Here is a 23023-nt window from a genome sequence, read left to right as displayed (position 1 = left end):
GCTCAGCCCTCCACGGCGACGACGACGATGGACTTGGCCGGCAGCCTCAGCGTCAGCCTGCCGTCGACGGCCCGGGCGTCGAAGGGCAGGGGCGTGACCTGGGCCGGCTTGCCGATCTCGTTCTGCGCGTCCATCGCGGCTGCGGTCAGCAGCTGGCCGTGCACGGACTTCGGCGCGCTTGCACCGACCTGCAGGGTCAGCTCGGCTGGCTGGTTCGCATTGGCGTTGACCAGGCCGATGTAGAGCTTGCCGTCCTTGCCGCGCGCGGCGGTGGCGCTGAGCTCGGGCATCTCGGTCGCGCCGACCTTGTAGACCGGGTTGTTCTCGACCCTCGCGGGCAGCGAGGTCGCGTCCTGGAAGGGCGTGTAGAGCTTGAAGGCGTGGTAGGTGGGCGTCAGCGCCAGCTGGTCCTTGGTGGTCAGGATCATGGCCTGCAGCACGTTGACCATCTGCGCGATATTGGTCATGCGCACCCGGTCGGCATGGGCGTGGAAGACGTGGAAATGCAGGGCCGCCAGCAGCGCGTCGCGCAGCGTGTTGCGCTGGACCAGGAAGCCGGGGTTGCTGCCGGGCTCGGGGTCGTACCAGCTGCCCCATTCGTCCATATAGAGGCCCAGGTGCTTCTTCGGGTCGTTCCTGTCGAGGATGGCGATGTTCTTCGTGATCGTCTCGTCGACCTTGACCGTGTTGGCCAGCGTCGAGATCCACTCGGCCTCGGGGAAGCCGACCGCCGAGCCCTTGCCTTCCCACTTGCCGCTGGGGAAGGTGTAGTAGTGGTGGTTGATCGCGTCGAAGTTCCACTGGATGCCCTTGGACAGGGCCTCGGTCCAGTGGGTCTGCTGGTCATTGCCGCCGCTGGCGATGAAGAGCGGGCGGTTGTTCTCGGGCGTCTTCAGGAAGGTCGCCACCTGCCTGTACAGGTCGATGTAGTGTTCCGGCCGCATATTGCCGCCGCAGCCCCAGGCCTCGTTGCCGACGGCGAAGTAGTGCACGCGGAACGGCTTGTCGCGGCCGTTCCTGCGGCGCAGCTCGGCCAGCGTGGAGTGGCCCTCGGCCGTCATGTACTCCAGCCATTCGGCCATCTCCTGCGGGCTGCCGGTGCCGAGGTTGCCGTTCACATAGGCCTCGGCGCCGAGCTGCTCGGCGAGGTCGAAGAACTCGTGCGTGCCGACGGCGTTGTTCTCGGCCACGCCGCCCCAGGTGGTGTTGACCTTGACGGGCCGCTTGCTGCGCGGGCCGATGCCCTCGCGCCAGTGGTATTCGTCGGCGAAGCAGCCGCCGGGCCAGCGCACCAGCGGCACCTTCAGGTCCTTCAGCGCCGCGACGACGTCCTTGCGCCAGCCGCGCACATTGGGGATCCTGGACTCGGGGCCGACCCACATGCCCTCGTAGATGCCGGTGCCCAGGTGCTCGGCGAACTGGCCGTAGATGTTGCGGTGGATGACGGGGCCGGGCTGGTCGGCGTCGACGACCAGCCTGATGTCGGCCGCCTGGGCGGCCAGGGTCATTGCCGCGGCAAGGGCGGCCAGTGTCTTCTTCATCGCTTGTCTCCGTTATCGGTTTTGTGTGCTCGTCAGTTGCGCGTCAGGGCGCCGTCGCGGCGTCGCCAGACGCCGCGCTCGTTGGGTTCGCGCAGCACCGCCGGCAGCAGCGCGCGCGGCAGGTTCTGGTAGCAGACCGGGCGCAGGAAGCGCTGGATGGCCGCCGTGCCGACCGAGCTGCTGCGACCGTCGCTGGTGGCCGGGAAGGGCCCGCCGTGCACCATGGCCGTCGACACCTCGACGCCGGTCGGGTAGCCGTTGGCGAGGATGCGGCCGACCTTGCGCTCCAGCGCCGGCAGCAGCGTGCGCGCGGCGGCGATGTCGTCCTCGTCGTCGTCCTGCAGCTGCAGTGTGGCGGTCAGCTGGCCTTCCAGGCCTTCGATGACGGCCAGCAGCTCGGCGATGTCCCGGCAGGCGACCAGCAGCGAGGCGGGGCCGAAGATCTCGGCCGACATCGCATGGTTGGCCAGGAAGGCGGCGCCCGTCGTCTTGAACAGGCTGGGCGCGCCCTGGCAGCCGCTGGACGCGCCGCGCAGCAGCCCGGCCACGGCGGGCTGGGCGGCCAGCACCTCTTCGCCGCGCTGGTAGGCGCTGGCGATGCCGGGGGTCAGCATGGTGCCTGCGGGCACGGGCCGGAGGGCCTCGGCGGCCGCGGCGGCGAAGCGGTCGAAGTCGGCGCCGGCAAGGCCCAGCACCAGGCCGGGGTTGGTGCAGAACTGGCCGACGCCCATCGTCAGCGACGCCGCGAATCCGGTCGCGATGTCGGCGCCGCGACGGCTGAGCGCGCCGGGCAGCAGGACGACGGGGTTGATGCTGCTCATCTCGGCGTAGACCGGGATGGGCTGAGGCCGCGCGGCCGCGGCGGCCATCAGCGCGAGGCCGCCGCTGCGCGAGCCGGTGAAGCCGACGGCCTGGATGGCCGGGTGGCGCACCAGGGTGTCGCCGATGCCATGGCCGCTGCCGGTCAGCAGCGCGAACACGCCTGCGGCCAAGCCGGACTGGCGCACCGCCTCGACGACGGCGCGGCCGACGAGCTCCGACGTGCCCGGGTGGGCCGAGTGCGCCTTCACGACGACGGGGCAGCCGGCGGCCAGCGCCGCGGCCGTGTCGCCGCCGGCCACCGAGAAGGCCAGCGGGAAGTTGCTCGCGCCGAACACGGCCACGGGGCCGACGCCGACGCAGCGCAGCCGCAGGTCGGGCCGCGGCGGCTGGCGCTGCGGCAGCGCGCTGTCGATGCGGGCGTCCTGCCAGCTGCCCTCGCGCAGCAGTTCGGCGAAGAGCCTGAGCTGGTTGACGGTGCGGCCGCGCTCGCCTTCCAGGCGCGCACGCGGCAGGCCCGTCTCGGCCATCGCGCGGACGATGAGTTCGTCGCCGAGCGCGAGGATCTGCGCGGCGATCAGGTCGAGGAAGTCCGCGCGCTCGTGGTCGCCGGTGGCGCGGAAGGCGTCGAAGGCGGCGCCGGCCAGCGCGCAGGCCTGTTCCACCTGCGCCGCGTCGACGGCGTTGAAGTCGGGGCCGAGGGCTTGGCCCCTGCCCGGGTCGAAGGCCTGGAAAGCAGCCCCCGCGCCGCGCACCGCCTGGCCGCCGATCAGCGCCAGACCCTGGATGGTGTTGCTCATGGTGATTTCAATGTGAATGGCGCGGCACGGCGGAGCCGCGCTTGCCGCGCAGGAAGTCGAAGTCGCAGCCCTCGTCGGCCTGCAGCACATGTTGCACGTAGAGGTTGCGGTAGCCGCTGGCGTCCTGCGGGTCGACGGCCTGGGCGGCGGCCCAGTCGGCCAGGCGCTGCTGCAGTTCGGCGTCGGAGATGTCCAGATGCAGGCGGCCGGCCGCGCAGTCCAGCTCGATGAAGTCGCCTTCCTTCACGACGGCCAGCGGCCCGCCCGCGCGGGCCTCGGGCGCGACATGCAGCACGACGGTGCCGTAGGCGGTGCCGCTCATGCGTGCGTCGGAGATGCGCACCATGTCCTTCACGCCGGCGGCCAGCAGCTTCGGCGGCAGGCCCATATTGCCGACCTCGGCCATGCCGGGGTAGCCCTTGGGGCCGCAGTTCTTCATGACGAGGACGGAGCTCGCATCGACGTCGAGATCGGGGTCGACGATGCGTGCCTTGTAGTCCTCGAAGTTCTCGAACACGACGGCGCGGCCGCGGTGCTTCATCAGCTCGGGCGTGGCGGCCGAGGGCTTGAGCACGGCGCCGCGCGGTGCGAGGTTGCCGCGCAGGATGCAGATGCCGCCGTCCTGGATCAGCGGGTTGTCGAGGGTGCGGATGACCTCGTCGTCGTAGATGGGGGCATCGACGACGTTGGCCCACAGGCTCTTGCCGTTGACGGTCAGCGCGTCCTTGTGCGGCAGCAGGCCGGCCTCGCCGAGGCGGCGCAGCACGGCGGGCAGGCCGCCGGCGTAATAAAACTCCTCCATCAGGAAGCGGCCCGAGGGCAGCAGGTCGACGAGGGTGGGCGTGCCGCGGCCGATGCGGGTCCAGTCCTCCAGCTCCAGGTCCACGCCGATGCGGCCGGCGATGGCCTTCAGGTGGATGACGGCGTTGGTGGAGCCGCCGATGGCGGCATTCACGCGGATGGCGTTCTCGAAGGCCTGCCGGGTCAGCACCTTGGACAGCGTCAGCTCCTCCCAGACCATCTCGACGATGCGCATGCCGGACAGATGGGCCAGCACATAACGGCGTGCATCGACGGCGGGGATGGCCGCGTTGTGCGGCAGCGAAGTGCCCAGGGCCTCGGCCATGCAGGCCATGGTGCTGGCCGTGCCCATGGTGTTGCAGGTGCCGGCCGAGCGCGAATGGCCGGCCTCGGCGGCCATGAAGTCGTGCATGCTGATCTCGCCGGCCCTGACCTGCTCGTGCAGCTGCCACACGGCCGTGCCCGAGCCGATGTTCTTGCCATTGAGCTTGCCGTTGAGCATGGGGCCGCCGGTGACGACGATGGCCGGCACGTCGCAGCTCGCCGCGCCCATCAGCAGGGCCGGCGTCGTCTTGTCGCAGCCCACCAGCAGCACGACGGCGTCCATCGGGTTGCCGCGGATGCTTTCCTCGACATCCATGCTGGCGAGGTTGCGCGTCAGCATGGCCGTGGGGCGCAGATTGCTCTCGCCGTTGGAGAAGACCGGGAACTCCACCGGCCAGCCGCCCGCTTCGATGATGCCGCGCCTGACGTGCTCGGCCAGCTTGCGGAAGTGGGCGTTGCAGGGCGTCAGCTCGCTCCAGGTGTTGCAGATGCCGATGATGGGCTTGCCCTGGAACTCGTGGTCGGGGATGCCCTGGTTCTTCATCCAGGAGCGGTACATGAAGCCGTTCTTGTCCTGGCTGCCGAACCACTCGGCGGAGCGCAGCTTGAGCTTGCGCTTCTTGTCCTCAGTCGTCATGTCTTGTCTCGAGGTCGTTCTGACAGCGGGCGGAAGTGCCGCTCTGATTCGATGCTAGGGAGCGGCGGAATTGCAATCCAATCAAATTCCTTTGGGCATCGATGCCGTTTCCGGTATCAGTCCCGGCGCGAGGGCTTGCCGAAGACCGGCATGCCGTCGGCGCTCCAGCGCAGCGGCTTCACAAACGTGTGGCGGTCGGGGTTCCACAGCGGGTCGCCTTCGATCCCGGTGTAGGTGCGGGCGTGGTAGACCAGCAGCACCTCGCCGGGCGTGGCGCCGACCGTGAAGCTGTTGTGGCCGGGGCCGAAGACGCTGTCCTCGGCGCAGCTGCGCATGACCGGCTCGGGCGACTTGTGCCAGCTGTTGCCGGCCAGCAGGTCGGCGTTCTCGTCGGCCCACAGCAGGCCCATCGCATAGTTCTCGTCGGTCGCGCTGGCCGAGTAGCTGATGAAGACGCGGCCCTGGCGGATCAGCACCGACGGCCCCTCGTTGACGAGGAAGCCGCGGCATTCCCAGTCGAACTCGGGCTTGCTGAGCATGACGGGCGGGCCGCCGAGCTGCCAGGGCGTCTTCATCGGCGCGATGTAGAGATTGGAATTGCCGGGGATGGCGGGATCCTTCTGCGCCCACAGGTAGTAGAGCCGGCCGCGATGGCTGAAGCTGGTGGCGTCCAGGCAGAAGCTGTCGATGCCGGAATCCACTTGGCCGAGGAACTCCCAGGGCCCGCCGAGCGGGTCGGCCGCGCTGTTCCGGAGCGCAAACATGCGGTGCTGGAACAGGCCGCCGACGATGTCGCGCGACGGCGCCGCGGCGAAATAGACAACCCAGGCGCCGTCGTTGAAGTGCAGCTCGGGCGCCCAGATCAGCTCGGCGCACGGCCCCGTGTCGGGCTTGTGCCAGACGTCGAAGACGGGGGCATCCACCAGGCCCTGGATCGTCGTCGCGCGACGCACTTCGATGCGGTCGTACTGTGGCACCGAGGCGGTGAAGTAGTAGAAGCCATCGGCATGGCGGGAGATGTGGGGGTCGGCGCGCTGGCGGATCAGCGGCTCAAGCAGGTCGGACATCGCGAAGGAATCTCTCGAAGAAAAAAGGGGCGCTGCCCGCCGAATGCGGCAACGCCCCGTGGCTGCAGCGCGTGGCTGCTTACAGCTTCCAGCGGAAGCCGGCCGAGAACGAGCGGCCGATCTGGACCGTGCCGAAGTTGGTCGTCTGCGCGCTGCCCGCGTCACCGAAGTGGTAATACTGCTGCTGCTTCTCGTTGGTCAGGTTGACGCCACTGACATCGAAGGACATGCGGTCGTTGATGTTGTAGGTCAGCTGGAAGTCCAGGCTGTGTTCCGGGTGGCGCCAGATGCCGATCGGGTTGGCGAACAGCGCGGCTTCGTTGCCGGCCAGGAAGCCGGAGCGCCAGACATAGGACAGGCGTGCGCCGACCGGGCCCTTCTCGTAGGCCAGCGTCGCGTTGTAGGAGCGGTTCGACACGCCGAAGAACGGCGTCTTCAGCTGGGCGACGATGACGCCGGCGTCGTTGGCGTCGGGCACGTTCTGCGACGAGCTCAGCTGCGTGTAGCTGCCCTGGAAGCCCAGGCCGTCCAGGATCCACGGCAGGCCCTTGGGGAAATAGACCGTGCCCAGTTCGAAGCCGCTGATGCGGCCGTTGGAGGCGTTGACCGGCGAGTTGATGACGTAGTCGTAGCCGTTGCTGTGGTCGCCGCCCGAGGTCGAGTTGGCGAAGGGGTCGTTGGCCCGGTCGACGTGGACCTTGTGGCGCAGGCCCACCACCAGGCCCTCGATCCGGCGCGTGAACGCCGTGCCGTAGAGCGCGCTGTCCTTCTGGAAATACCACTCGGCCGTCAGGTCGAGGTTCTTGGAGCGCGTCGGCTTCAGGTCGGGATTGCCGCCGCCGCCCGAGCCATAACCGACCTTGGAGACGTCGTCGCCCAGTTGCAGCACGGGATTCAGGTCGCCGAAGTTCGGGCGGCGCAGCGTCTCGCCGTAGTTGAAGCGCAGCAGCACGTCCTTGGCCGGGTCGTAGCGCAGGGTCAGGCTGGGCAGGAACTTGCCGGTCGACTTGCTGGCGCTGGACGGCGTGACCGCCTTGGTCGTCGCATCGACCTTGTAGAAGGTCATGTCGGTGCCGACGTTGGTGTAGCGCAGGCCGAAGTTGCCCTTCAGCGTGTGGCCGAGCAGCTCGTTCTCGGTGTCCGCCATCAGGTAGAGGTTGCTCGTCTTCTCATCGACGTCGAAGGTCTTCTGCAGATGCAGCTGGTCCGTCGTCAGGAAGTTCGCGTCCGCCGCGTGATAGAGCTTGCGCCAATCGTCGATGTGGTCGCGGATGTAATAGGCATGGGGCTCCATCCATGTGCGCGGAACGCTGGAGATGTCCGTGCCGAAGCCCGAGTTGGTCCAGTAGTAGTTCGAACCCAGCGTGGCCAGGTTCTTGCCCAGGTAGGCCGACTGCGTCCGGTTGGCCTCCGACGCCTTGCGGTCGTCGTAGCGCAGGCCGAAATGCAGGGTCTTCACGGCGCCCCAGTCGGCGTCGTAGCTGCCCGACAGGCTGGCCGTCCCGGCGCTGCCCTCGTTGCGGTTGGCGTTGTCGTAGAACTGCGCCACGTTCCACTGGGTCGGGTCGGTCAGCTTGGCATCGTCGTTGAAGTGGAACGACATATTGCCGCCGCCGGAATTGAAGTCGACGTTGATGGCATCCGCCACGCGATCGATCCGGGTGGCGGTGAACTCCGAGTGGTATTTGCTGGTCTGGTAGGACAGGTCGCCGTCCAGGCGCAGGCGGTCGCCCAGGTTCCACTTGCCGTTCAGCGCGTAGATGTAGGAATCGGTGGCCGACGTGGTGTAGTCGCCGCTGTTGAAGCCATACACCGAACCGACCGTACGGGTCTTGATGATGTTCGTGCCCGGGTAGGTCGTGATCGAGCCCGCGGGGTTGCTGCCCAGGTTGCCCCACCAGTCCACGAAGCTGAACAGCAGCTGGTTGAAAGTCTTGTCGCGATAACCGTTGTACATCGACTCGAAGGTGTACACCGCGTCCTCGTTGGGCTTCCACTGCAGCGCGAGGTTCGCGGCCGGGCGCTCGCGCCTGCCCTGGACGTCGCTCTGGAAGATGGCGTCACGCGACAGGTAGTAGGGGTAGGCCTTGCCGTTGAAGTTCAGCGTCGAACCCGCCGCCTCCGGCAGGCCGGCATGGGTGCCGGGCGTCCAGACGGCGGTGTCGAAGATGCGCTGCAGCGGCGTGTAGCCGGCCGGGTCTTCGCCGGCATTGGGGCTGGCGAACGGCACCATCGCACCCGGCGTCACGCTCTCGTTGCGGTAGTTCGTCCGGGTCATCGACAGGTTGACCAGGGCGCCGACCTCGCCGATGCCGGTTTGCCAGCGGTCGCTGGCCATCGCGCTCAGCTGCGGGTTCGACTTCTTCGCGGGGTCGAGATAGGTGTCGCGCGCCGACAGCGAGAACTTCGCGCCCTTGAAGTCGAAGGGGCGCAGCGACTTCACGTCGATCTGGCCGGCGATGCCGGTTTCCAGCTGGCTGGCGTCGCGCGTCTTGTAGACGTCGATCTGGCGCACCAGCGTCGAGGGGATGTCCTGCAGCGCGACCTGCGTGCCGGACGCGGTGAAGATGTTGCGGCCGTTCCACGTGGTCTCGACGTCGGGCATGCCGCGGATGGACAGGGTGCCGACTTCGCCGCCGGCGCGGTTCGTGACCTGGATGCCCGTCACGCGCTGCAGCGCCTCGACGACGTTGTTGTCGGGCAGCTTGCCGATGTCTTCGGCGACGACCGATTCCACGACCTGGTCGCTGGTGCGCTTGACCGCCAGGCTCTTGGTCAGCGATGCCTTCACGCCGGTGACGGTCACCGTGTCCAGCTGCTGCGCCTCGGTCTTGGCGGCTTCCTGGGCCACGGCGGTGGTGGCCAGGGCGGCCAGCGCGGCGGCGGCCGTCAGGCTCAGGGCGAAACGCTGGGTGTCGGTGCCTGCGCGCAGCAGCACCAGGGCTGGTTTCTTCATCTTGTCTCCGGGATCGTTTTGGGAATGAGCGGCCAACCTCGGCAACCGTCTAGAGCCTCTAAGCGGGCCTGTGGGCTGGGGTATGAAACTCATGCTAGGGAAGTGACCGATCCGCGACTAATCACATTTTTGGACTTCTCGATGCTGGTTTGCGCATCGGCTGTCCGGGTTAGCCCCGATGCGCCCCGGCCCCGCAGAAGTTCGGCGGCCCGATGCCGCCGTGGAGACAGAACGACAACGGCGCCAGAGGCGCCGTTGGAAGGGGTCGAGCCGCAGGCGCGGCCGTGCTCAGCCGCCGCGCGTGACCGGCATGCGCACCCTGTCGGCCGGCAGCTTCATGTGGCTGGCCAGTTCCAGCTTGGCCAGCGAGTTGCGGTGCACCTCGTCCGGGCCGTCGGCCAGCCTCAGCGTGCGCTGGTGGGCCCACATCATGGCCAACGGCGTGTCCTGCGAGACGCCCGCGCCGCCGAAGACCTGGATGGCCCAGTCGATGACCTGCAGCGCCATATTGGGCGCGACGATCTTGATCATCGCGATCTCGGCCTTGGCGACCTTGTTGCCCACGGTGTCCATCATGTAGGCGGCCTTCAGCGTCAGCAGGCGCGCCTGCTCGATCATGCAGCGCGCCTCGGCGATGCGCTCCTGCGTGACGGTCTGCTGGGCCAGGGTCTTGCCGAAGGCGGTGCGCGCGATGGCGCGCTCGCACATCAGCTCCAGCGCGCGCTCGGCCGCGCCGATGCTGCGCATGCAGTGGTGGATGCGGCCGGGGCCGAGGCGCCCCTGCGCGATCTCGAAGCCGCGGCCCTCGCCCAGCAGGATGTTGCCGGCGGGCACGCGCACGTTCTTCAGCTCGACCTCCATGTGGCCGTGGGGCGCGTCGTCGTAGCCGAACACGGAGAGCGGGCGCACGACGGTGATGCCGGGCGCATCGGCCGGCACGACGATCATGGACTGCTGCTCGTGCCTGCCGGCCTCGGGGTTGGTCTTGCCCATCACGATGTAGACGGCGCAGCGCGGGTCGCCGGCGCCGGAGCTCCACCACTTGCGGCCGTTGATGACGTAGTCGTCGCCCCCATTGCTCGTGTCACGCTCGATGCGGCATTCGATGTTGGTCGCGTCGCTGGACGCGACGGCGGGCTCGGTCATCAGGAAGGCCGAGCGGATCTCGCCGCGCAGCAGCGGTTCCAGCCAGCGGTCCTTCAGCGCCTCGGAGGCGTAGCGCTCCAGCGTCTCCATGTTGCCGGTGTCGGGGGCCGAGCAGTTGAAGACCTCGGGCGCCCAGAACACGCGGCCCATGATCTCGCACAGCGGCGCGTATTCGAGGTTGGACAGGCCCTCGGGCGCGCGGCTCGACTTGGGCAGGAAGAGGTTCCACAGCCCGGCCGCGCGGGCCTTGGGCTTGAGCTCCTCGATGAGCTTGGTGGCCTGCCAGGCGTTGCCGGCGCGGCGGTTGGCGGCCACCTCGTCGAGATAGCGTTGCTCGTTCGGCGTGATGTGCTCGGCGAAGAAGGCGAGCAGGCGCTCGCGCATCTGCACGACCTTGGGGCTGTAGTCGAAATTCATGACGCGGCTTGGTTCGAGTGCGGGTGGCGCCAGTTTGGCGCAGCCCTCGCCGCGCGCTTGTCACCCAGGCATCAAAACTGTGGGTGTCTTCAACCCACCAGCAGCTTGTCCTCGGCCAGCGCCAGCGCGGCCGGCGTGCCGCTGAGCACCAGGGTGTCGCCGCCGGCCAGCGTCGCGCCGGCCACCTGCTGGCCCTTGCCGCCGGCGCGGCGCAGCGACACCACGGCGACGCCGAGGGCATGCAGGGCCAGCTCGTCCAGAGGCCGGCCGGCGTGGGGGCTGGCCGTGGGCAGCGTGACCGAGCTCAGGCGCGCCTGGTCGAGCTCGTCGGCGGTGTCGTCGTCCGCGCCGTGGAAGTAGCCGCGCAGCAGGCCGTAGCGGCGGTCGCGCGCGTCGCGCGTGATGCGGATGACGCGACGCATCGGCACGCCCACCAGCGCCAGCGCATGCGAGGCCAGCATCAGCGAGCCCTCGATGGCCTCGGGCACGACCTCGGTGGCACCCGCGGCGCGCAGCTTCTCGAGGTCGGTGTCGTCGATGGTGCGCACGATGACGGGCACCCTGGGGGCATGGGCCTGCACGAGGTGGAGGATCTTCAGCGCCGAGGGCGTGTCGTGGTAGCTGACGACGACGGCGCTGGCCCGCGCCAGGCCGGCGGCCATCAGGCTCTGCACCTTGGCCGCGTCGCCGAACACGACGTTCTGGCCGGCGGCGGCGGCCTGGCGCACGCGGTCGGGGTCGAGGTCCAGCGCCATATAGGGGATGCGCTCGCCGTCGAGCAGCCGCGCCAGATTCTGGCCCGAGCGGCCGTAGCCGCAGATGATGACGTGGGCCTCGCTCTTGATGGCCTTCCTGGCGATGGTGGTCAGCTGCACGGACTGCATCAGCCAGTCGCTGCTGCTGAGCTTCATGACGATGCGGTTGCTGTACATCACGATGACGGGCGTGACGAGCATGGACAGCACCATGCCCGCCAGCACCGGGCTGACCCAGGGCGCGCCGATCAGGCGCTGCTGGGCGCCCAGCGTCAGCAGCACGAAGCCGAACTCGCCGGCCTGCGCGAGGTAGAGGCCGGTGCGCAGGGCCACGCCGGGCGGCGACCTGAACAGCCGCGCCAGCGCGGCGATCAACGCGAACTTGGCGAGCACGGGCAGCGTCGTCAGCAGGATGACCAGCCACCAGCTGTCCACCAGCGGATGCCAGTCCAGCTTCATGCCGATGGTGATGAAGAACAGGCCCAGCAGCACGTCGTGGAAGGGCCGGATGTCGGTCTCCACCTGGTGCTTGTATTCGGTCTCGGCGATCAGCATGCCGGCGACGAAGGCGCCCAGCGCCAGGCTCAGGCCGGCATGCTCGGTCAGCCAGGCCAGGCCCAGCGTGACGAACAGCAGGTTCAGCATGAAGAGCTCTTCGCTCTTGCGCCGCGCCACCAGCGTGAGCCACCAGCGCATCAGCTTCTGGCCGCCGTACAGCAGCAGGCCGAGCAGCACGGCCGCCTTCACGGCGGCCACGGCCAGCGCGTCGGCCATCTCGGCGGCGCCGCTGTTCAGCGCCGGGATCAGCACCAGCAGCGGCACGACGGCCAGGTCCTGGAACAGCAGCACGCCCATGACCAGCCGGCCGTGCGGGCTCTCCAGCTCCAGCCGCTCGGCCATCAGCTTGACGACGATGGCCGTGGAGCTCATCGCCATGGCCGCGCCCAGCACCAGGGCGCCGCGCCAGCCCAGGTCCCAGGCCCAGCCCAGCGCCGCGAAACCGGCCACCAGCAGCGCATTGCCGAGCATCGCGCCGGCGATCGTCAGCACCACCTGGGCCAGGCCCAGGCCGAACACGGCCGTCTTCAGCGCGCGCAGCTTGGGCAGGTTGAACTCCAGCCCGATGACGAACATCAGGAAGACGACGCCGAACTCGGCCAGGTACTGGATGCTGGCCGAGTCGTGGGCGAAGGCCAGCGCATTCGGCCCGATCGTGACGCCGACGGCCAGATAGCCCAGCATGGGCGGCAGCTTCAGCGAGCGGCAGGCCACCACGCCGAGCACGGCGGCCACGAGATAGAGCAGGGCGAGGTCCAGGGAGGTCACCGGGCGATGGTATTCGGGCGGCCACAATGCAGGCCGCAAACCGGGAGCATGCATGACCCCAGAGGCCCAGGCCCGCCAAGTCATCGATGAACGCCTGCGCGCCGCCGGCTGGCAGGTGCAGGACTACGCCCAGCTGAACCTCAGCGCGGCGCCGGGCGTGGCCGTGCGCGAATACCCCACCGACACCGGCCCCGCCGACTACGTGCTTTTCGTCAACCGCGAGGCCGTCGGCGTCATCGAGGCCAAGCGCGACGAGGCCGGCGAGCAGCTCGTCGTCACCGAGAGCCAGACCGAACGCTACGCCCATTCACGCCTGAAGTGGCGCGCCAATAGCCTGCCCCTGCCCTTTCTGTTCGAAGCCACCGGCCAGCTCACGCGCTTCACCGACGGGCGCGACCCCGCCCCGCGCTCGCGCGAGGTGTTCAGCTTCTTCCGCCCCGAGACGCTGGGAGCCTGGGCGGCCCAGCCCGCCACGCTGCGCCGCCGCCTGCGCGACGCCATGCCGCCCCTGGCCTCGCGGAACCTGCGCGATTGCCAGACCGCCGCCGTCACCGGCCTGGAGCAGTCTCTGGCCGCCAACCGTCCACGCGCCCTCATCCACATGGCCACCGGCGCCGGCAAGACCTTCACGGCCATCACGGCCGTTTACCGCCTGCTCAAGTTCGCCGGGGCCAGGCGCATCCTGTTCCTCGTCGACACCCGCAACCTCGGCAAGCAGGCCCACCAGGAGTTCATGGCCTACACGCCGCCCGATGACGGCCGCACCTTCACCGAGCTCTACAACGTGCAGCGCGTCGGCAGCGCAGGGGTGGACCGCCACGCCCAGGTCTGCATCAGCACCATCCAGCGCATGTACGCCGCGCTCAGCGGCGAAGCACTGGACGAATCCGCCGAAGACATTCCCGCCGCCGATGTGGCTCGCGCCGTCAAGCCGGGCCGGGTGGTCGGCTACGCCGCTGAACTGCCCATCGAGACCTTCGACTTCGTCGTCATCGACGAATGCCACCGCAGCATCTACAACCTCTGGAAGCAGGTGCTGGACTATTTCGACGCCTTCCTCATCGGCCTCAGCGCCACGCCCGACAAGCGCACCTACGGCTTCTTCAGCGAGAACGTCGTGGCCGAGTACAGCTACGAAGACTCCGTGGCCGACGGCGTGAACGTGGGCTATGACGTGTGGGAGATCGTCACCGACATCACCCGGCAGGGGGCCGAGCTCAAGGCCCGCGAGTGGGTGGACCACCGCGACCGCCAGACCCGCAAAAAGCGCTGGGCCGAGACCGAGGACGACACGGCCTACACGGGCAAGGACCTGGACCGCTCCGTCGTCAACCCCAGCCAGATCCGCCATGTGCTGCAGGCCATGAAGACGGCGGTGGAGACAAAGCTCTTCCCAGGCCGCCGCGAGATGCCCAAGACCCTGATCTTCGCCAAGACCGACAGCCACGCCGACGACATCGTGCAGGCCGTGCGCGAGATCTACGGCCAGGGCAACGCCTTCTGCCGCAAGGTCACCTACAGCGAGAAGCAGGCCGATGCCGTGCTCACTGCCTTCCGCAACGACTACGCGCCCCGCATCGCCGTCACCGTGGACATGATCGCCACCGGCACCGACGTGAAGCCGCTGGAGGTGCTGCTCTTCATGCGCGACGTGCGCTCCAGGGGCTACTACGAGCAGATGAAGGGCCGCGGCGTGCGCAGCCTCGACGCGAACGGCCTGCGCAAGGTCAGCGCCAGCGCCGACGGCGCCAAGACCCGCTTCATCCTCATCGACGCCGTGGGCGTGGAAAAGTCCCTCAAGACCGAAAGCCGCTCGCTGGAGCAAAAGCCCGGCGTGCCGCTCAAGGACCTGCTGCACGCCGTGGCCCTGAACCAGCGCGACGACGACACCCTGCTGACGCTGGCCAACCGCCTCGTGCGCCTGGACAAACAGCTGGAAGGCAAGGCCCGCGCCCGCATCGAGAAGGCCAGCGGCGGCATCCCCGTGCGCGAGCTGGGCAAGGCCCTGCTGCATGCGCTGGACCCCGACGCCATCGCCCAGGCCGCACTGGCCACCGCCCGCGCCCAAGGCATCAGCCGCAGCGAAGACACGCTGCTGCCCGACGAGATCCGCGCCACCCGCGAGGCCCGGGTGGCCGCCGCCTGCGCGCCCTTCGACGCCCCCGAGCTGCGCGAGCAGATCGAGCACGCCCGCCGCGAGCGAGAGCAGCTCATCGACCACGTCAACCTCGACACCGTGGCCTTCAGCGGCTTCGGCGCCCAGGCCGAAGACGAGGCCCGCCGCACCGTGCAGGCCTTCGCGGACTTTGCCAAGGCGCACAAGGACGAACTCGCCGCCTTGAGCTTCTTCTACCAGCAGCCCTACCAGCGCCGCGCGCTCACGGTGGAGGCCATCCAGGAGCTGGCCGAGGCCATCGCCCGCCCGCCGCTGATGCTCACCACCGACCGCCTCTGGGCCGCCTATGCCCGCGTGCAGGCGGCCCAGGTCAAGGGCACCGGCCTGCAGCGTCAGCTCACCGACCTCGTCGCCCTGCTGCGCTTCGCCCTCGGCCTGGACGCCGAGCTCAAACCCTTTGCCGACACCGTGAACCAACGCTTTGCCGACTGGATCTGGCGCCACAACGGCCGCCGCGCCACCGCCTTCACGCCCGAACAGACCGAATGGCTGCGGCTGATGAAGGAGCACATCGCCAGCTCCTGCTCCATTGCCCGGGACGACTTCGACTACGCCGAACTGGCGGCGCGCGGCGGGCTGCAGAAGGCCTGGGGGCTGTTTGGCGAGGAGCTGGATGGGCTGATGGCGGGGATGAATGAGGAGTTGGTGGCGTGAGGGGTGAATTGCCAGCGGGCTGGGCCTGGTCAAGTCTTGAGCAAACCTGCACAGCTGCCGGCGGAGGCACGCCGTCCAAGGCTGAACCGGCTTTCTGGGATGACGGCACGATCCCCTGGGTCTCGCCCAAGGACATGAAGGCACGCGTCATCACGGGCAGCGAAGACCGCGTGACTGTGCGGGCGTTGCAGCGGTTGACGCTGATACCGCCGGACAGTGTGCTGCTGGTCGTTCGCTCCGGCATCTTGTCGCGCACCCTGCCAGTGGCCGTGACGGCGCTGCCGGTCACGGTGAACCAGGACATGCGCGCATTCATCCCGCACGCTGGCATCGCATCCGACTTCCTGGCTTGGCAACTCATCGGCAAGGAGCGCGACGTTCTTGCTGCCACGTCCAAGGACGGCACCACGGTCGCCAGCATCGAGGCGCCAGCGCTTGCCAGCTTCCCTCTGGCGATTGCACCCGCCGCCGAGCAAACCCGCATCGTCGAGAAACTCGAAGGCCTGCTGTCCGACCTCGATGCCGGCGTGGCGGAGCTGAAGGCGGCGCAGCAGAAGCTGCGGCACTACCGCCAGTCCCTGCTCAAGGCCGCCGTCGAGGGCTCGCTCACGGCCGCCTGGCGCGAGACCCATCCAACCCCCGAAGAAACCGGCGCCGACCTGCTCGCCCGCATCCTGCGCGAACGCCGCGCTCGTTGGGAGGCGCAGCAGCTCGCGAAGTTCGAGGCCCAGGGCAAGACGCCGCCGAAAGGGTGGCAGGAAAGCTACTCCGAGCCGGCGCCGCCGGCCGCGGCAGACATGCTCGCGCTGCCGCCCGGCTGGTCCTGGGCCAGCGCGGAGCAGCTCTGCACCTTCATCACCAAAGGCACCACGCCACCCAAAGGGCACGACTCGACGGGAGTGAAGGCGATCCCGTTCCTCCGCGTGACCAACCTGACGGACCGCGGCGTGCTCGACATGGCGGACAAGGTTTTCGTCTCCGCCGCCACGCATCAGAGCTTCCTCGCTCGCTCGAAGGTCGTTCCGGGCGACGTGCTCATGAACATCGTTGGGCCACCCCTTGGGCAGGTTGCACTGGTGCCAGACAGTCGCCCGGAATGGAACATCAACCAGGCCATCGCCATCTTTCGTGCGGTGGATGGCGTGCTGCCCGGCTTCATCTGCAACTACCTGCTGTCGCCAGTTGCCCAAGCGTGGCTCAAGGCACGGGCCAAGACGACGGCGGGGCAGACCAACTTGACGCTGGAGGTATGCCGCCAATTGCCGGTGCCGCTGCCTCCGCTGGCCGAGCAACAGGAGATTGCCCTCGCGCTGTCGATGCAGTTGGACTCCCTCGATTCGCTGGTCAGCTCGGTGTCCGCCATCGAGCGCCAAGCCACCGCCCAACGCCAAAACCTCCTCCGCGCCGCCTTTGCCGGCCAGCTGGTGCCTCAGGACCCGGCCGACGAGCCGGCCGCCGCGCTGCTGGCGCGTATCCGGGCGGCACGCGAGGCGGCTTCCCCCCTTCGGCGCGGGCGGCCCGCCCGCAAGACTTCGGAGCCCGCATGACCCGAGACGAAGCCTATTGGCACAGCCTGGTGCACGAGCTGGTGAGCCTGCCGGCCGAGACGGGCTGGGTGGAGTTCAAGCACAACAACAGCGACCCTCAGGCGCTGGGCGAATACATCTCGGCGCTGGCCAATTCGGCGGCGCTGGACGGCAAGGCCAAGGCTTACCTGCTGTGGGGCGTTGACGATGCAAGCCACGCGCTCGTGGGCACGGACTTCGACCCAGCGCGCAAGCGCATCGGCGCCGAGGAACTGGAGAGCTGGCTGCTGCGGCAGCTGGAGCCCAAGATCGGCTTTCGCTTCCACCGGCCGGTGGTCGAGGGCAGGCCACTCGTGCTGCTGGAGATCGACCGCGCCTTCCGTCACCCGGTGAAGTTCGGCGGCCAGGAATTCCTGCGCATCGGCTCGTACAAGAAGAAGCTCAAGGACCACCCGGAGCATGAACGGACGTTGTGGCGCATCCTGGATGCGACGCCGTTCGAGCAGTTGCTGGCGGCCGAGAAGCTGGGCGAGGACGAGGTTCTGCGGGTGCTGGACTATCCGGCCTACTTCGAGCTGATGGGCCTGCCTCTGCCCGAGCAGCGCAGCGGCGTGCTGTCGGCGCTGACGGCCGATCAGTTGATCGTGCGTGAGGACGGCGGCCGCTGGGCGGTGCGCAACCTCGGCGCCCTGCTGTTCGCCCGACGTCTGGCCGACTTTGGCAGCCTGCAGCGCAAAGCCATCCGCGTGATTGCCTACAAGGGCCACGGCCGGGCCGAGGGGGCGGTGCGGGAGCAGGAAGGCGGGCGCGGCTATGCGGCGGCCTTCGAGGGGCTGGTGGGGTTCATCAACGGCTTGCTGCCCAGCAACGAGGTGATGGGGCAGGCGCTGCGCAAATCGGTGCCAATGTATCCGGAACTGGCGATTCGAGAGCTGGTGGCGAATGCGCTGATCCACCAGGATTTCTCGGTGACTGGTAGCGGGCCGATGGTGGAGCTGTTTACCGATCGGCTGGAGATCACCAACCCCGGCACGCCCCTGGTGGACACGCAGCGGCTGCTGGACCACCCGCCCCGCTCGCGCAACGAGGCGCTGGCCTCGCTGATGCGGCGCGTGGGCATCTGCGAGGAGCGCGGCAGCGGTGTGGACAAGGTGGTCTTCGAGACGGAGTACTACCAACTGCCGGCCCCGGCCTTCGAGGTGGTGGGGGAGTCCACCCGCAGCACGCTGTTCGCGCCCCGACCGCTCACCAAGATGGATGCCCGGGACCGCGTGCGGGCGGTGTACCTGCATGCATGCCTGCGTTACGTCGAACGTGATTTCATGACCAACACCAGCTTGCGCGGCCGGCTGGGCCTGGACACGAAGAACAGCGCGGTGGCGTCCCGCTTGATCAAGGAAGCCCTGGGTCAGCAGGTAATCCGGCTTCACGACGCAGCAGCGCCGCCGAAGTACCGCAAATACGTCCCGTTTTGGGCGTGACGGCGGTCGGCTACTTGATGGAAAAGGGACCAGACGGCGGCGGCCCGCGGATGGTGCCTTGAAAATCAACGACTTAGGACATGCTGCGGTACTTGACGGTCACTTGATGTTTCGGCCGGTCAGCTTTGCGGGCTGGCCTCCAGACGCCGGGCCTCCACGGCAATTTCTTTTTCTCCTCGGCTGGAAAACAATCGTTGCCTTGCCATTTTCTTCATGTGGGACAAAGGCTTAGGGTGATCGTTGTTTTCTTGGGCGCTGGTTCCGCTGCCTAGCCAAGGACTCGCCTTCTACTTGATGGCCTCACTCAAATCCCGGCCTGCCTGCGACGACTTTTGGTCGCAGCATCAATCAAATCAATGACTTAGCCGGCCGTCCGGTACTTGCTGGTCACTTGATGGCCAAGCCCGCCAAGCCATACAAGCTGTAATTCGACAAGCGCGCATGAACACGTCCACCCTCATCCAGAAAGTCTGGAACTTCTGCCACACCCTGCGCGATGACGGCGTGGGCTATGGCGACTATCTGGAGCAGCTGACCTATCTGCTGTTCCTGAAGATGGCACACGAGTACGCCGAGCCGCCCTACCGGCGCGACACGCGCATCCCCAAGGGCTACGACTGGGCCACGCTGCGCCTGCTGACGGGCGAGCCGCTGGAGGCGCAGTACCTTGCCACGCTGCACAAGCTGGGCCAGCAGGGCGGCATGCTGGGCGCGATCTTCTTCAAGGCGCAGAACAAGATCCAGGACCCGGCCAAGCTGAGCCGCCTGGTGCAGATGATCGACGAGCAGTCCTGGGTGGGCATGGACGCCGACATGAAGGGCGACCTGTACGAAGGCCTGCTGCAGAAGAACGCGGAAGACACCAAGAGCGGCGCGGGCCAGTACTTCACGCCGCGCGCGCTGATCCAGGCGATGGTGGCCTGCATGCGCCCGAAGCCGGGCCAGACGATTGCCGACCCGGCCTGCGGTACGGGCGGTTTCTTCCTGGCGGCCAACGAGTGGCTGACCGGCACCGGCCCCTGGCTGCGCGAGCATGCCGACTGGCTGGGCTACGAGAAGCCACGCCTGACTCGGCCGCAGCAGCACTTCCTGCGCGACGAGACCTTCCACGGCAACGAGATCGTGCCGGGCACGCGCCGCATGTGCCTGATGAACCTGATGCTGCACGGCATCGGCGACCTGGTGGGCGAGCCGTCGGTGGAGCGCGCCGATGCCTTGATCGCCGAACCGCGCCTGCCCGTGGACCTGGTGCTGGCCAATCCGCCCTTCGGCAAGAAGAGCAGCATGACCATCACCAACGAGGAGGGCGAAGAGGACCGCGATGCGCTGCTCTACGAGCGCCAGGACTTCTGGGAGACCACGTCCAACAAGCAGCTGAACTTCCTGCAGCACATCGTCAGCATGCTGGCGGTCAACGGCCGTGCGGCCGTGGTGCTGCCGGACAACGTGCTGTTCGAGGGCGGCGCGGGCGAGAAGATCCGCCGCAAGCTGCTGGAGAGCTGTGATGTGCACACCGTGCTGCGCCTGCCCACCGGCATCTTCTACGCGCAGGGCGTGAAGGCCAACGTGGTGTTCTTCGACAACGCGCCCAAGGATGGCCGCGTGCATACCCGGGGCGTGTGGTTCTACGACCTGCGGACCAACCAGCATTTCACGCTGAAGACCCGGCCGCTGAAGTTGCCCGATCTGCAGGATTTCATCCGTTGCTACAACCCGGCCAACCGGCATGAGCGGGTGGCGACGGAGCGCTTTCGCTTCTATTCGCATGACGAGCTGATCGCCCGCGACAAGGCCAGCCTGGATGTGTTCTGGCTGAAAGATGCCAGCCTGGACAACCTGGATGACCTGCCGCCCCCCGATGTGCTGCAGCAGGAAATCATCGCCCATCTGGAGGCGGCGCTGGAGGCCTTCCGTGACGTGGCGCTGGCCCTGCCCGCGCGCGAAACCGTGCGCTGAATCACACCCGCCGGGCTCCCATGCACGGCGCGCATAAGGGCATGAACACTTGGCTAGACAAGCTCTGGCGGCGGGGCGAAGCTTCGCGCTACCGTTCGCCCCACTCAAAGTTACGGAGCATTTCATGCCCAACCTGTCCTTTGTTACGCCCACGCGCAACAGCCCGTGGGGTACGTATCTGTCGCAGATCGACGCCGTGGAGCCCTATCTGGGCCACCTGAGCCGCTGGGTCGAGACGCTGCGCCGCCCCAAGCGCGCGCTGATCGTGGACGTGCCCATCGAGCTGGACAACGGCACCATCGCCCACTTCGAGGGCTTTCGGGTGCAACACAGCCTGACGCGCGGCCCGGGCAAGGGCGGCGTGCGCTACCACCCCGACGTCACGCTGGAAGAGGTGATGGCCCTGTCGGCCTGGATGACGGTGAAGAACGCCGCGGTGAACCTGCCCTATGGCGGCGCCAAGGGCGGCATCCGCCTCGACCCCAGCCTGCTGTCGATGAAGGAGCTGGAAAAGGTTACGCGCCGGTACACCAGCGAGATCGGCATCATCATCGGCCCGACCCAGGACATCCCGGCCCCCGACGTCAACACCAACGGCCAGATCATGGCCTGGATGATGGACACCTACTCGATGAACGTCGGCGCCACGGCGACCGGCGTCGTCACCGGCAAGCCCATCCCGCTGGGCGGCTCGCTGGGCCGCGTCGCCGCCACCGGCCGCGGCGTCTTCGTCGTCGGCCGCGAGGCGATGCGCCGCTTGAACATCGACATGGACGGCGCCCGCGTGGCCGTGCAGGGCTTCGGCAACGTCGGCTCCATCGCGGCCAAGCTGTTCGCCGCCAATGGCGCCAAGGTCGTCGCCGTGCAGGACCACACCGGCACCATCCTGAACGAGAAGGGCTTCGACATGGCCAACCTGCTGGAACACGTCGCCAAGTACCGCGGCGTGGCCGGCTTCGCGGGCGCCGACAAGATCGACAACGAGAACTTCTGGGACGTGCAGAGCGACGTGCTGATCCCGGCCGCGCTGGAAGGCCAGATCACGGCCGAGCGCGCCAAGCGCATCCGCACCCGCCTCGTGCTGGAGGGCGCCAACGGCCCGACCACGCCGGACGGCGAGGATGTGCTGACCGACCGCGGCATCGTCGTCGTGCCCGACGTGATCGCCAACGCTGGCGGCGTGACGGTGTCCTACTTCGAGTGGGTGCAGGACTTCTCGTCCTTCTTCTGGACCGAGGACGAGATCAATGTGCGCCTGGACAAGATCCTGATCGGTGCCTTCAAGCACATCTGGGAGACCGGCGAGCAGCACAAGATCGCGCTGCGCACGGCGGCCTTCACGGTGGCCTGCACGCGGGTGCTGCAGGCGCGCGAGGAGCGCGGCCTCTACCCCTGATCGGTCCCCGATCCACCCCTGGGGCGGCCCGACGTCCCGGAGCAGAGCCGCCGGCGGAAGCCGGCGGCTTTTTGTTGCTGGCATGTAGGTACATAGGCACAAATAGGTCGGCCCGGATGGACAGCGCGCGCCAAGTTGGCACATTCGCGCGGCTCGCCGTCATGACTCCTGAATCCCCCGAACCCTCTCCGCCCGGCCTCGGCCGCCGTGAACTGCTGCGCGGCGCGTTGGCGTCGGCGCTGCCCGCCCTGGGCCTGCCCGCTGCCGCGGCGTCAGGACCGCTTGTCGTCGGCGGTCTGCCGGTCACCTGCAACCTGACGCTGCCCGTGGCCTGCACGGCGCGTGCCGCCGCCAACAAGGCGGCCGGCAGCTCGGCCTTCGCGTTCGAATACAGCAAGTACAACGGCTGGCCCGAGATCAAGGAGTCGCTGATGACGGGCCGCATCCAGGCGGCCTACATGCTGGCGCCGCTGGTCATGGACCTGGCGGACAAGCGCATCCCGGTCAAGATCGTGTCGCTGGGCCACCGCTCGGGCGCCGTCATCATGGTGCGCACCGATTCGCCCTACAAGAAGTTCCGCGACCTTGCGGGCAAGCGCATCGCCATCCCGAGTCGCTTCGCGGTGGACTTCCTGTTCCTGCGCAAGATGCTCGCGCAGGAGGGCATGAGCCCGAAGGACGTGCAGATCATCGAGATGCCGCCGCCCGACATGCCGGCGGCGCTCTACGCCAAGGCGGTGGACGGCTATTGCACCGGCGAGCCCTTCGGCGCCGCGGCCCAGCGCGCCGGCTATGCCAGGCCGCTGCGCATGACCCGCGACGAGTGGCGCAACTACATCTGCTGCGTGCTGACCGTGCGCGAGGAACTCATCAAGGAGAACCGGCCGCTGGTGCAGGACCTCGTCAACCATGTGCAGGGCGCCGGCAACTGGCTGGACCTGCAGCCCGGCAACCGCGAGAAGGCCATCCAGATCGCCGCCGGCCGCAAGTTCTTCAACCAGGACCCCAACATCCTGCGCTTCGTCATGGAGAACCCGAGCGATCGCGTGACCTATGGCGACCTGCGCATGATCCGCGCCGAGTTCGACGAGCTGATGCAGCTGTCCATCGAGGCCGGCACGCTCAAAAGCCCGGTGGCCTACGAGAAATACGTCGACGAGAGCTTCGTCAAGGCGGCCAAGGCCGCGCCCATCGCGCTATGAGCGCCGAGCGGCCGCCCGAAGGCGCTCAGCTCCCGCTTGGCGG

Annotated in this window: 13 protein-coding genes; 6 read left to right on the top strand and 7 right to left on the bottom strand. The window is 68.1% G+C overall.

From position 1 onward, the window contains the following. Positions 1 to 2: 2 nt before the first annotated feature. From NYP07_RS02235 to NYP07_RS02205, 7 genes are all read right to left on the bottom strand, one after another. Complete coding sequence (locus NYP07_RS02235; protein ID WP_268146929.1) at positions 3 to 1541, bottom strand: alpha-N-arabinofuranosidase; 1539 nt, start codon at positions 1539 to 1541, stop codon at positions 3 to 5. Between the two features lie 32 nt (positions 1542 to 1573). After that, a complete protein-coding gene (locus tag NYP07_RS02230) occupies positions 1574 to 3160 on the bottom strand; it encodes an aldehyde dehydrogenase (NADP(+)) (RefSeq protein WP_268146927.1) in 1587 nt (528 codons plus the stop codon). A 7-nt stretch (positions 3161 to 3167) separates the two neighbouring features. Continuing rightward, on the bottom strand, positions 3168 to 4922 hold the full coding sequence (locus tag NYP07_RS02225; protein WP_268146925.1) for an IlvD/Edd family dehydratase: 1755 nt from the start codon (positions 4920 to 4922) through the stop codon (positions 3168 to 3170). 116 nt (positions 4923 to 5038) lie between these two features. Beyond that, on the bottom strand, positions 5039 to 5989 hold the full coding sequence (locus NYP07_RS02220) for a glycoside hydrolase family 43 protein (RefSeq protein ID WP_268146923.1): 951 nt from the start codon (positions 5987 to 5989) through the stop codon (positions 5039 to 5041). 79 nt (positions 5990 to 6068) lie between these two features. Further along, positions 6069 to 8945, bottom strand: coding sequence for a TonB-dependent receptor (locus NYP07_RS02215; RefSeq protein ID WP_268146921.1), 2877 nt, complete (start codon positions 8943 to 8945; stop codon positions 6069 to 6071). Positions 8946 to 9233: 288 nt separating this feature from the next. Next, on the bottom strand, positions 9234 to 10508 hold the full coding sequence (locus tag NYP07_RS02210; RefSeq protein WP_268146920.1) for an acyl-CoA dehydrogenase family protein: 1275 nt from the start codon (positions 10506 to 10508) through the stop codon (positions 9234 to 9236). An 89-nt stretch (positions 10509 to 10597) separates the two neighbouring features. Next, entirely contained in the window at positions 10598 to 12589 is a 1992-nt protein-coding gene (locus NYP07_RS02205; RefSeq protein ID WP_268146918.1) for a monovalent cation:proton antiporter family protein, read from the bottom strand. 52 nt (positions 12590 to 12641) lie between these two features. Between NYP07_RS02205 and NYP07_RS02200 the strand changes: the two genes are divergently transcribed. From NYP07_RS02200 to NYP07_RS02175, 6 genes are all read left to right on the top strand, one after another. Beyond that, positions 12642 to 15419, top strand: a complete 2778-nt coding sequence (locus tag NYP07_RS02200; RefSeq protein WP_268146916.1) for a type I restriction endonuclease subunit R — start codon at positions 12642 to 12644, stop codon at positions 15417 to 15419. Next, the gene (locus tag NYP07_RS02195) at positions 15416 to 16966 is read left to right on the top strand and encodes a restriction endonuclease subunit S (RefSeq protein WP_268146914.1); all 1551 of its coding nucleotides are present in this window, start codon (positions 15416 to 15418) and stop codon (positions 16964 to 16966) included. The genes NYP07_RS02200 and NYP07_RS02195 overlap by 4 nt, the downstream gene beginning before the upstream one ends. Then, entirely contained in the window at positions 16963 to 18426 is a 1464-nt protein-coding gene (locus NYP07_RS02190; protein WP_268146911.1) for an ATP-binding protein, read from the top strand. The genes NYP07_RS02195 and NYP07_RS02190 overlap by 4 nt, the downstream gene beginning before the upstream one ends. Positions 18427 to 18867: 441 nt before the next feature. Continuing rightward, positions 18868 to 20382, top strand: a complete 1515-nt coding sequence (locus NYP07_RS02185; protein ID WP_268146909.1) for a class I SAM-dependent DNA methyltransferase — start codon at positions 18868 to 18870, stop codon at positions 20380 to 20382. Positions 20383 to 20506: 124 nt separating this feature from the next. Next, positions 20507 to 21778 carry a Glu/Leu/Phe/Val family dehydrogenase gene (locus NYP07_RS02180; RefSeq protein ID WP_268146907.1) on the top strand — a complete coding sequence of 424 codons (1272 nt, stop codon included), beginning with the start codon at positions 20507 to 20509 and terminating at the stop codon, positions 21776 to 21778. Positions 21779 to 21939: 161 nt separating this feature from the next. Continuing rightward, complete coding sequence (locus NYP07_RS02175; protein ID WP_268146905.1) at positions 21940 to 22980, top strand: ABC transporter substrate-binding protein; 1041 nt, start codon at positions 21940 to 21942, stop codon at positions 22978 to 22980. Positions 22981 to 23023 lie beyond the last annotated feature (43 nt).

Source organism: Pelomonas aquatica (assembly GCF_026712205.1).
Lineage (GTDB): Bacteria > Pseudomonadota > Gammaproteobacteria > Burkholderiales > Burkholderiaceae_C > Pelomonas > Pelomonas aquatica.
This window is presented reverse-complemented; position numbering and strand designations above follow the sequence as displayed.

What these genes read in the sequence shown, in the direction of transcription:
- NYP07_RS02210 (WP_268146920.1), bottom strand. Translation starts at nt 10,508, where the DNA reads ATGAATTTCGACTACAGCCCCAAGGTCGTGCAGATGCGCGAGCGCCTG.
- NYP07_RS02200 (WP_268146916.1), top strand. Translation starts at nt 12,642, where the DNA reads ATGACCCCAGAGGCCCAGGCCCGCCAAGTCATCGATGAACGCCTGCGC.
- NYP07_RS02190 (WP_268146911.1), top strand. Translation starts at nt 16,963, where the DNA reads ATGACCCGAGACGAAGCCTATTGGCACAGCCTGGTGCACGAGCTGGTG.
- NYP07_RS02215 (WP_268146921.1), bottom strand. Translation starts at nt 8,945, where the DNA reads ATGAAGAAACCAGCCCTGGTGCTGCTGCGCGCAGGCACCGACACCCAG.
- NYP07_RS02185 (WP_268146909.1), top strand. Translation starts at nt 18,868, where the DNA reads ATGAACACGTCCACCCTCATCCAGAAAGTCTGGAACTTCTGCCACACC.
- NYP07_RS02225 (WP_268146925.1), bottom strand. Translation starts at nt 4,922, where the DNA reads ATGACGACTGAGGACAAGAAGCGCAAGCTCAAGCTGCGCTCCGCCGAG.
- NYP07_RS02230 (WP_268146927.1), bottom strand. Translation starts at nt 3,160, where the DNA reads ATGAGCAACACCATCCAGGGTCTGGCGCTGATCGGCGGCCAGGCGGTG.
- NYP07_RS02175 (WP_268146905.1), top strand. Translation starts at nt 21,940, where the DNA reads ATGACTCCTGAATCCCCCGAACCCTCTCCGCCCGGCCTCGGCCGCCGT.
- NYP07_RS02220 (WP_268146923.1), bottom strand. Translation starts at nt 5,989, where the DNA reads ATGTCCGACCTGCTTGAGCCGCTGATCCGCCAGCGCGCCGACCCCCAC.
- NYP07_RS02180 (WP_268146907.1), top strand. Translation starts at nt 20,507, where the DNA reads ATGCCCAACCTGTCCTTTGTTACGCCCACGCGCAACAGCCCGTGGGGT.
- NYP07_RS02235 (WP_268146929.1), bottom strand. Translation starts at nt 1,541, where the DNA reads ATGAAGAAGACACTGGCCGCCCTTGCCGCGGCAATGACCCTGGCCGCC.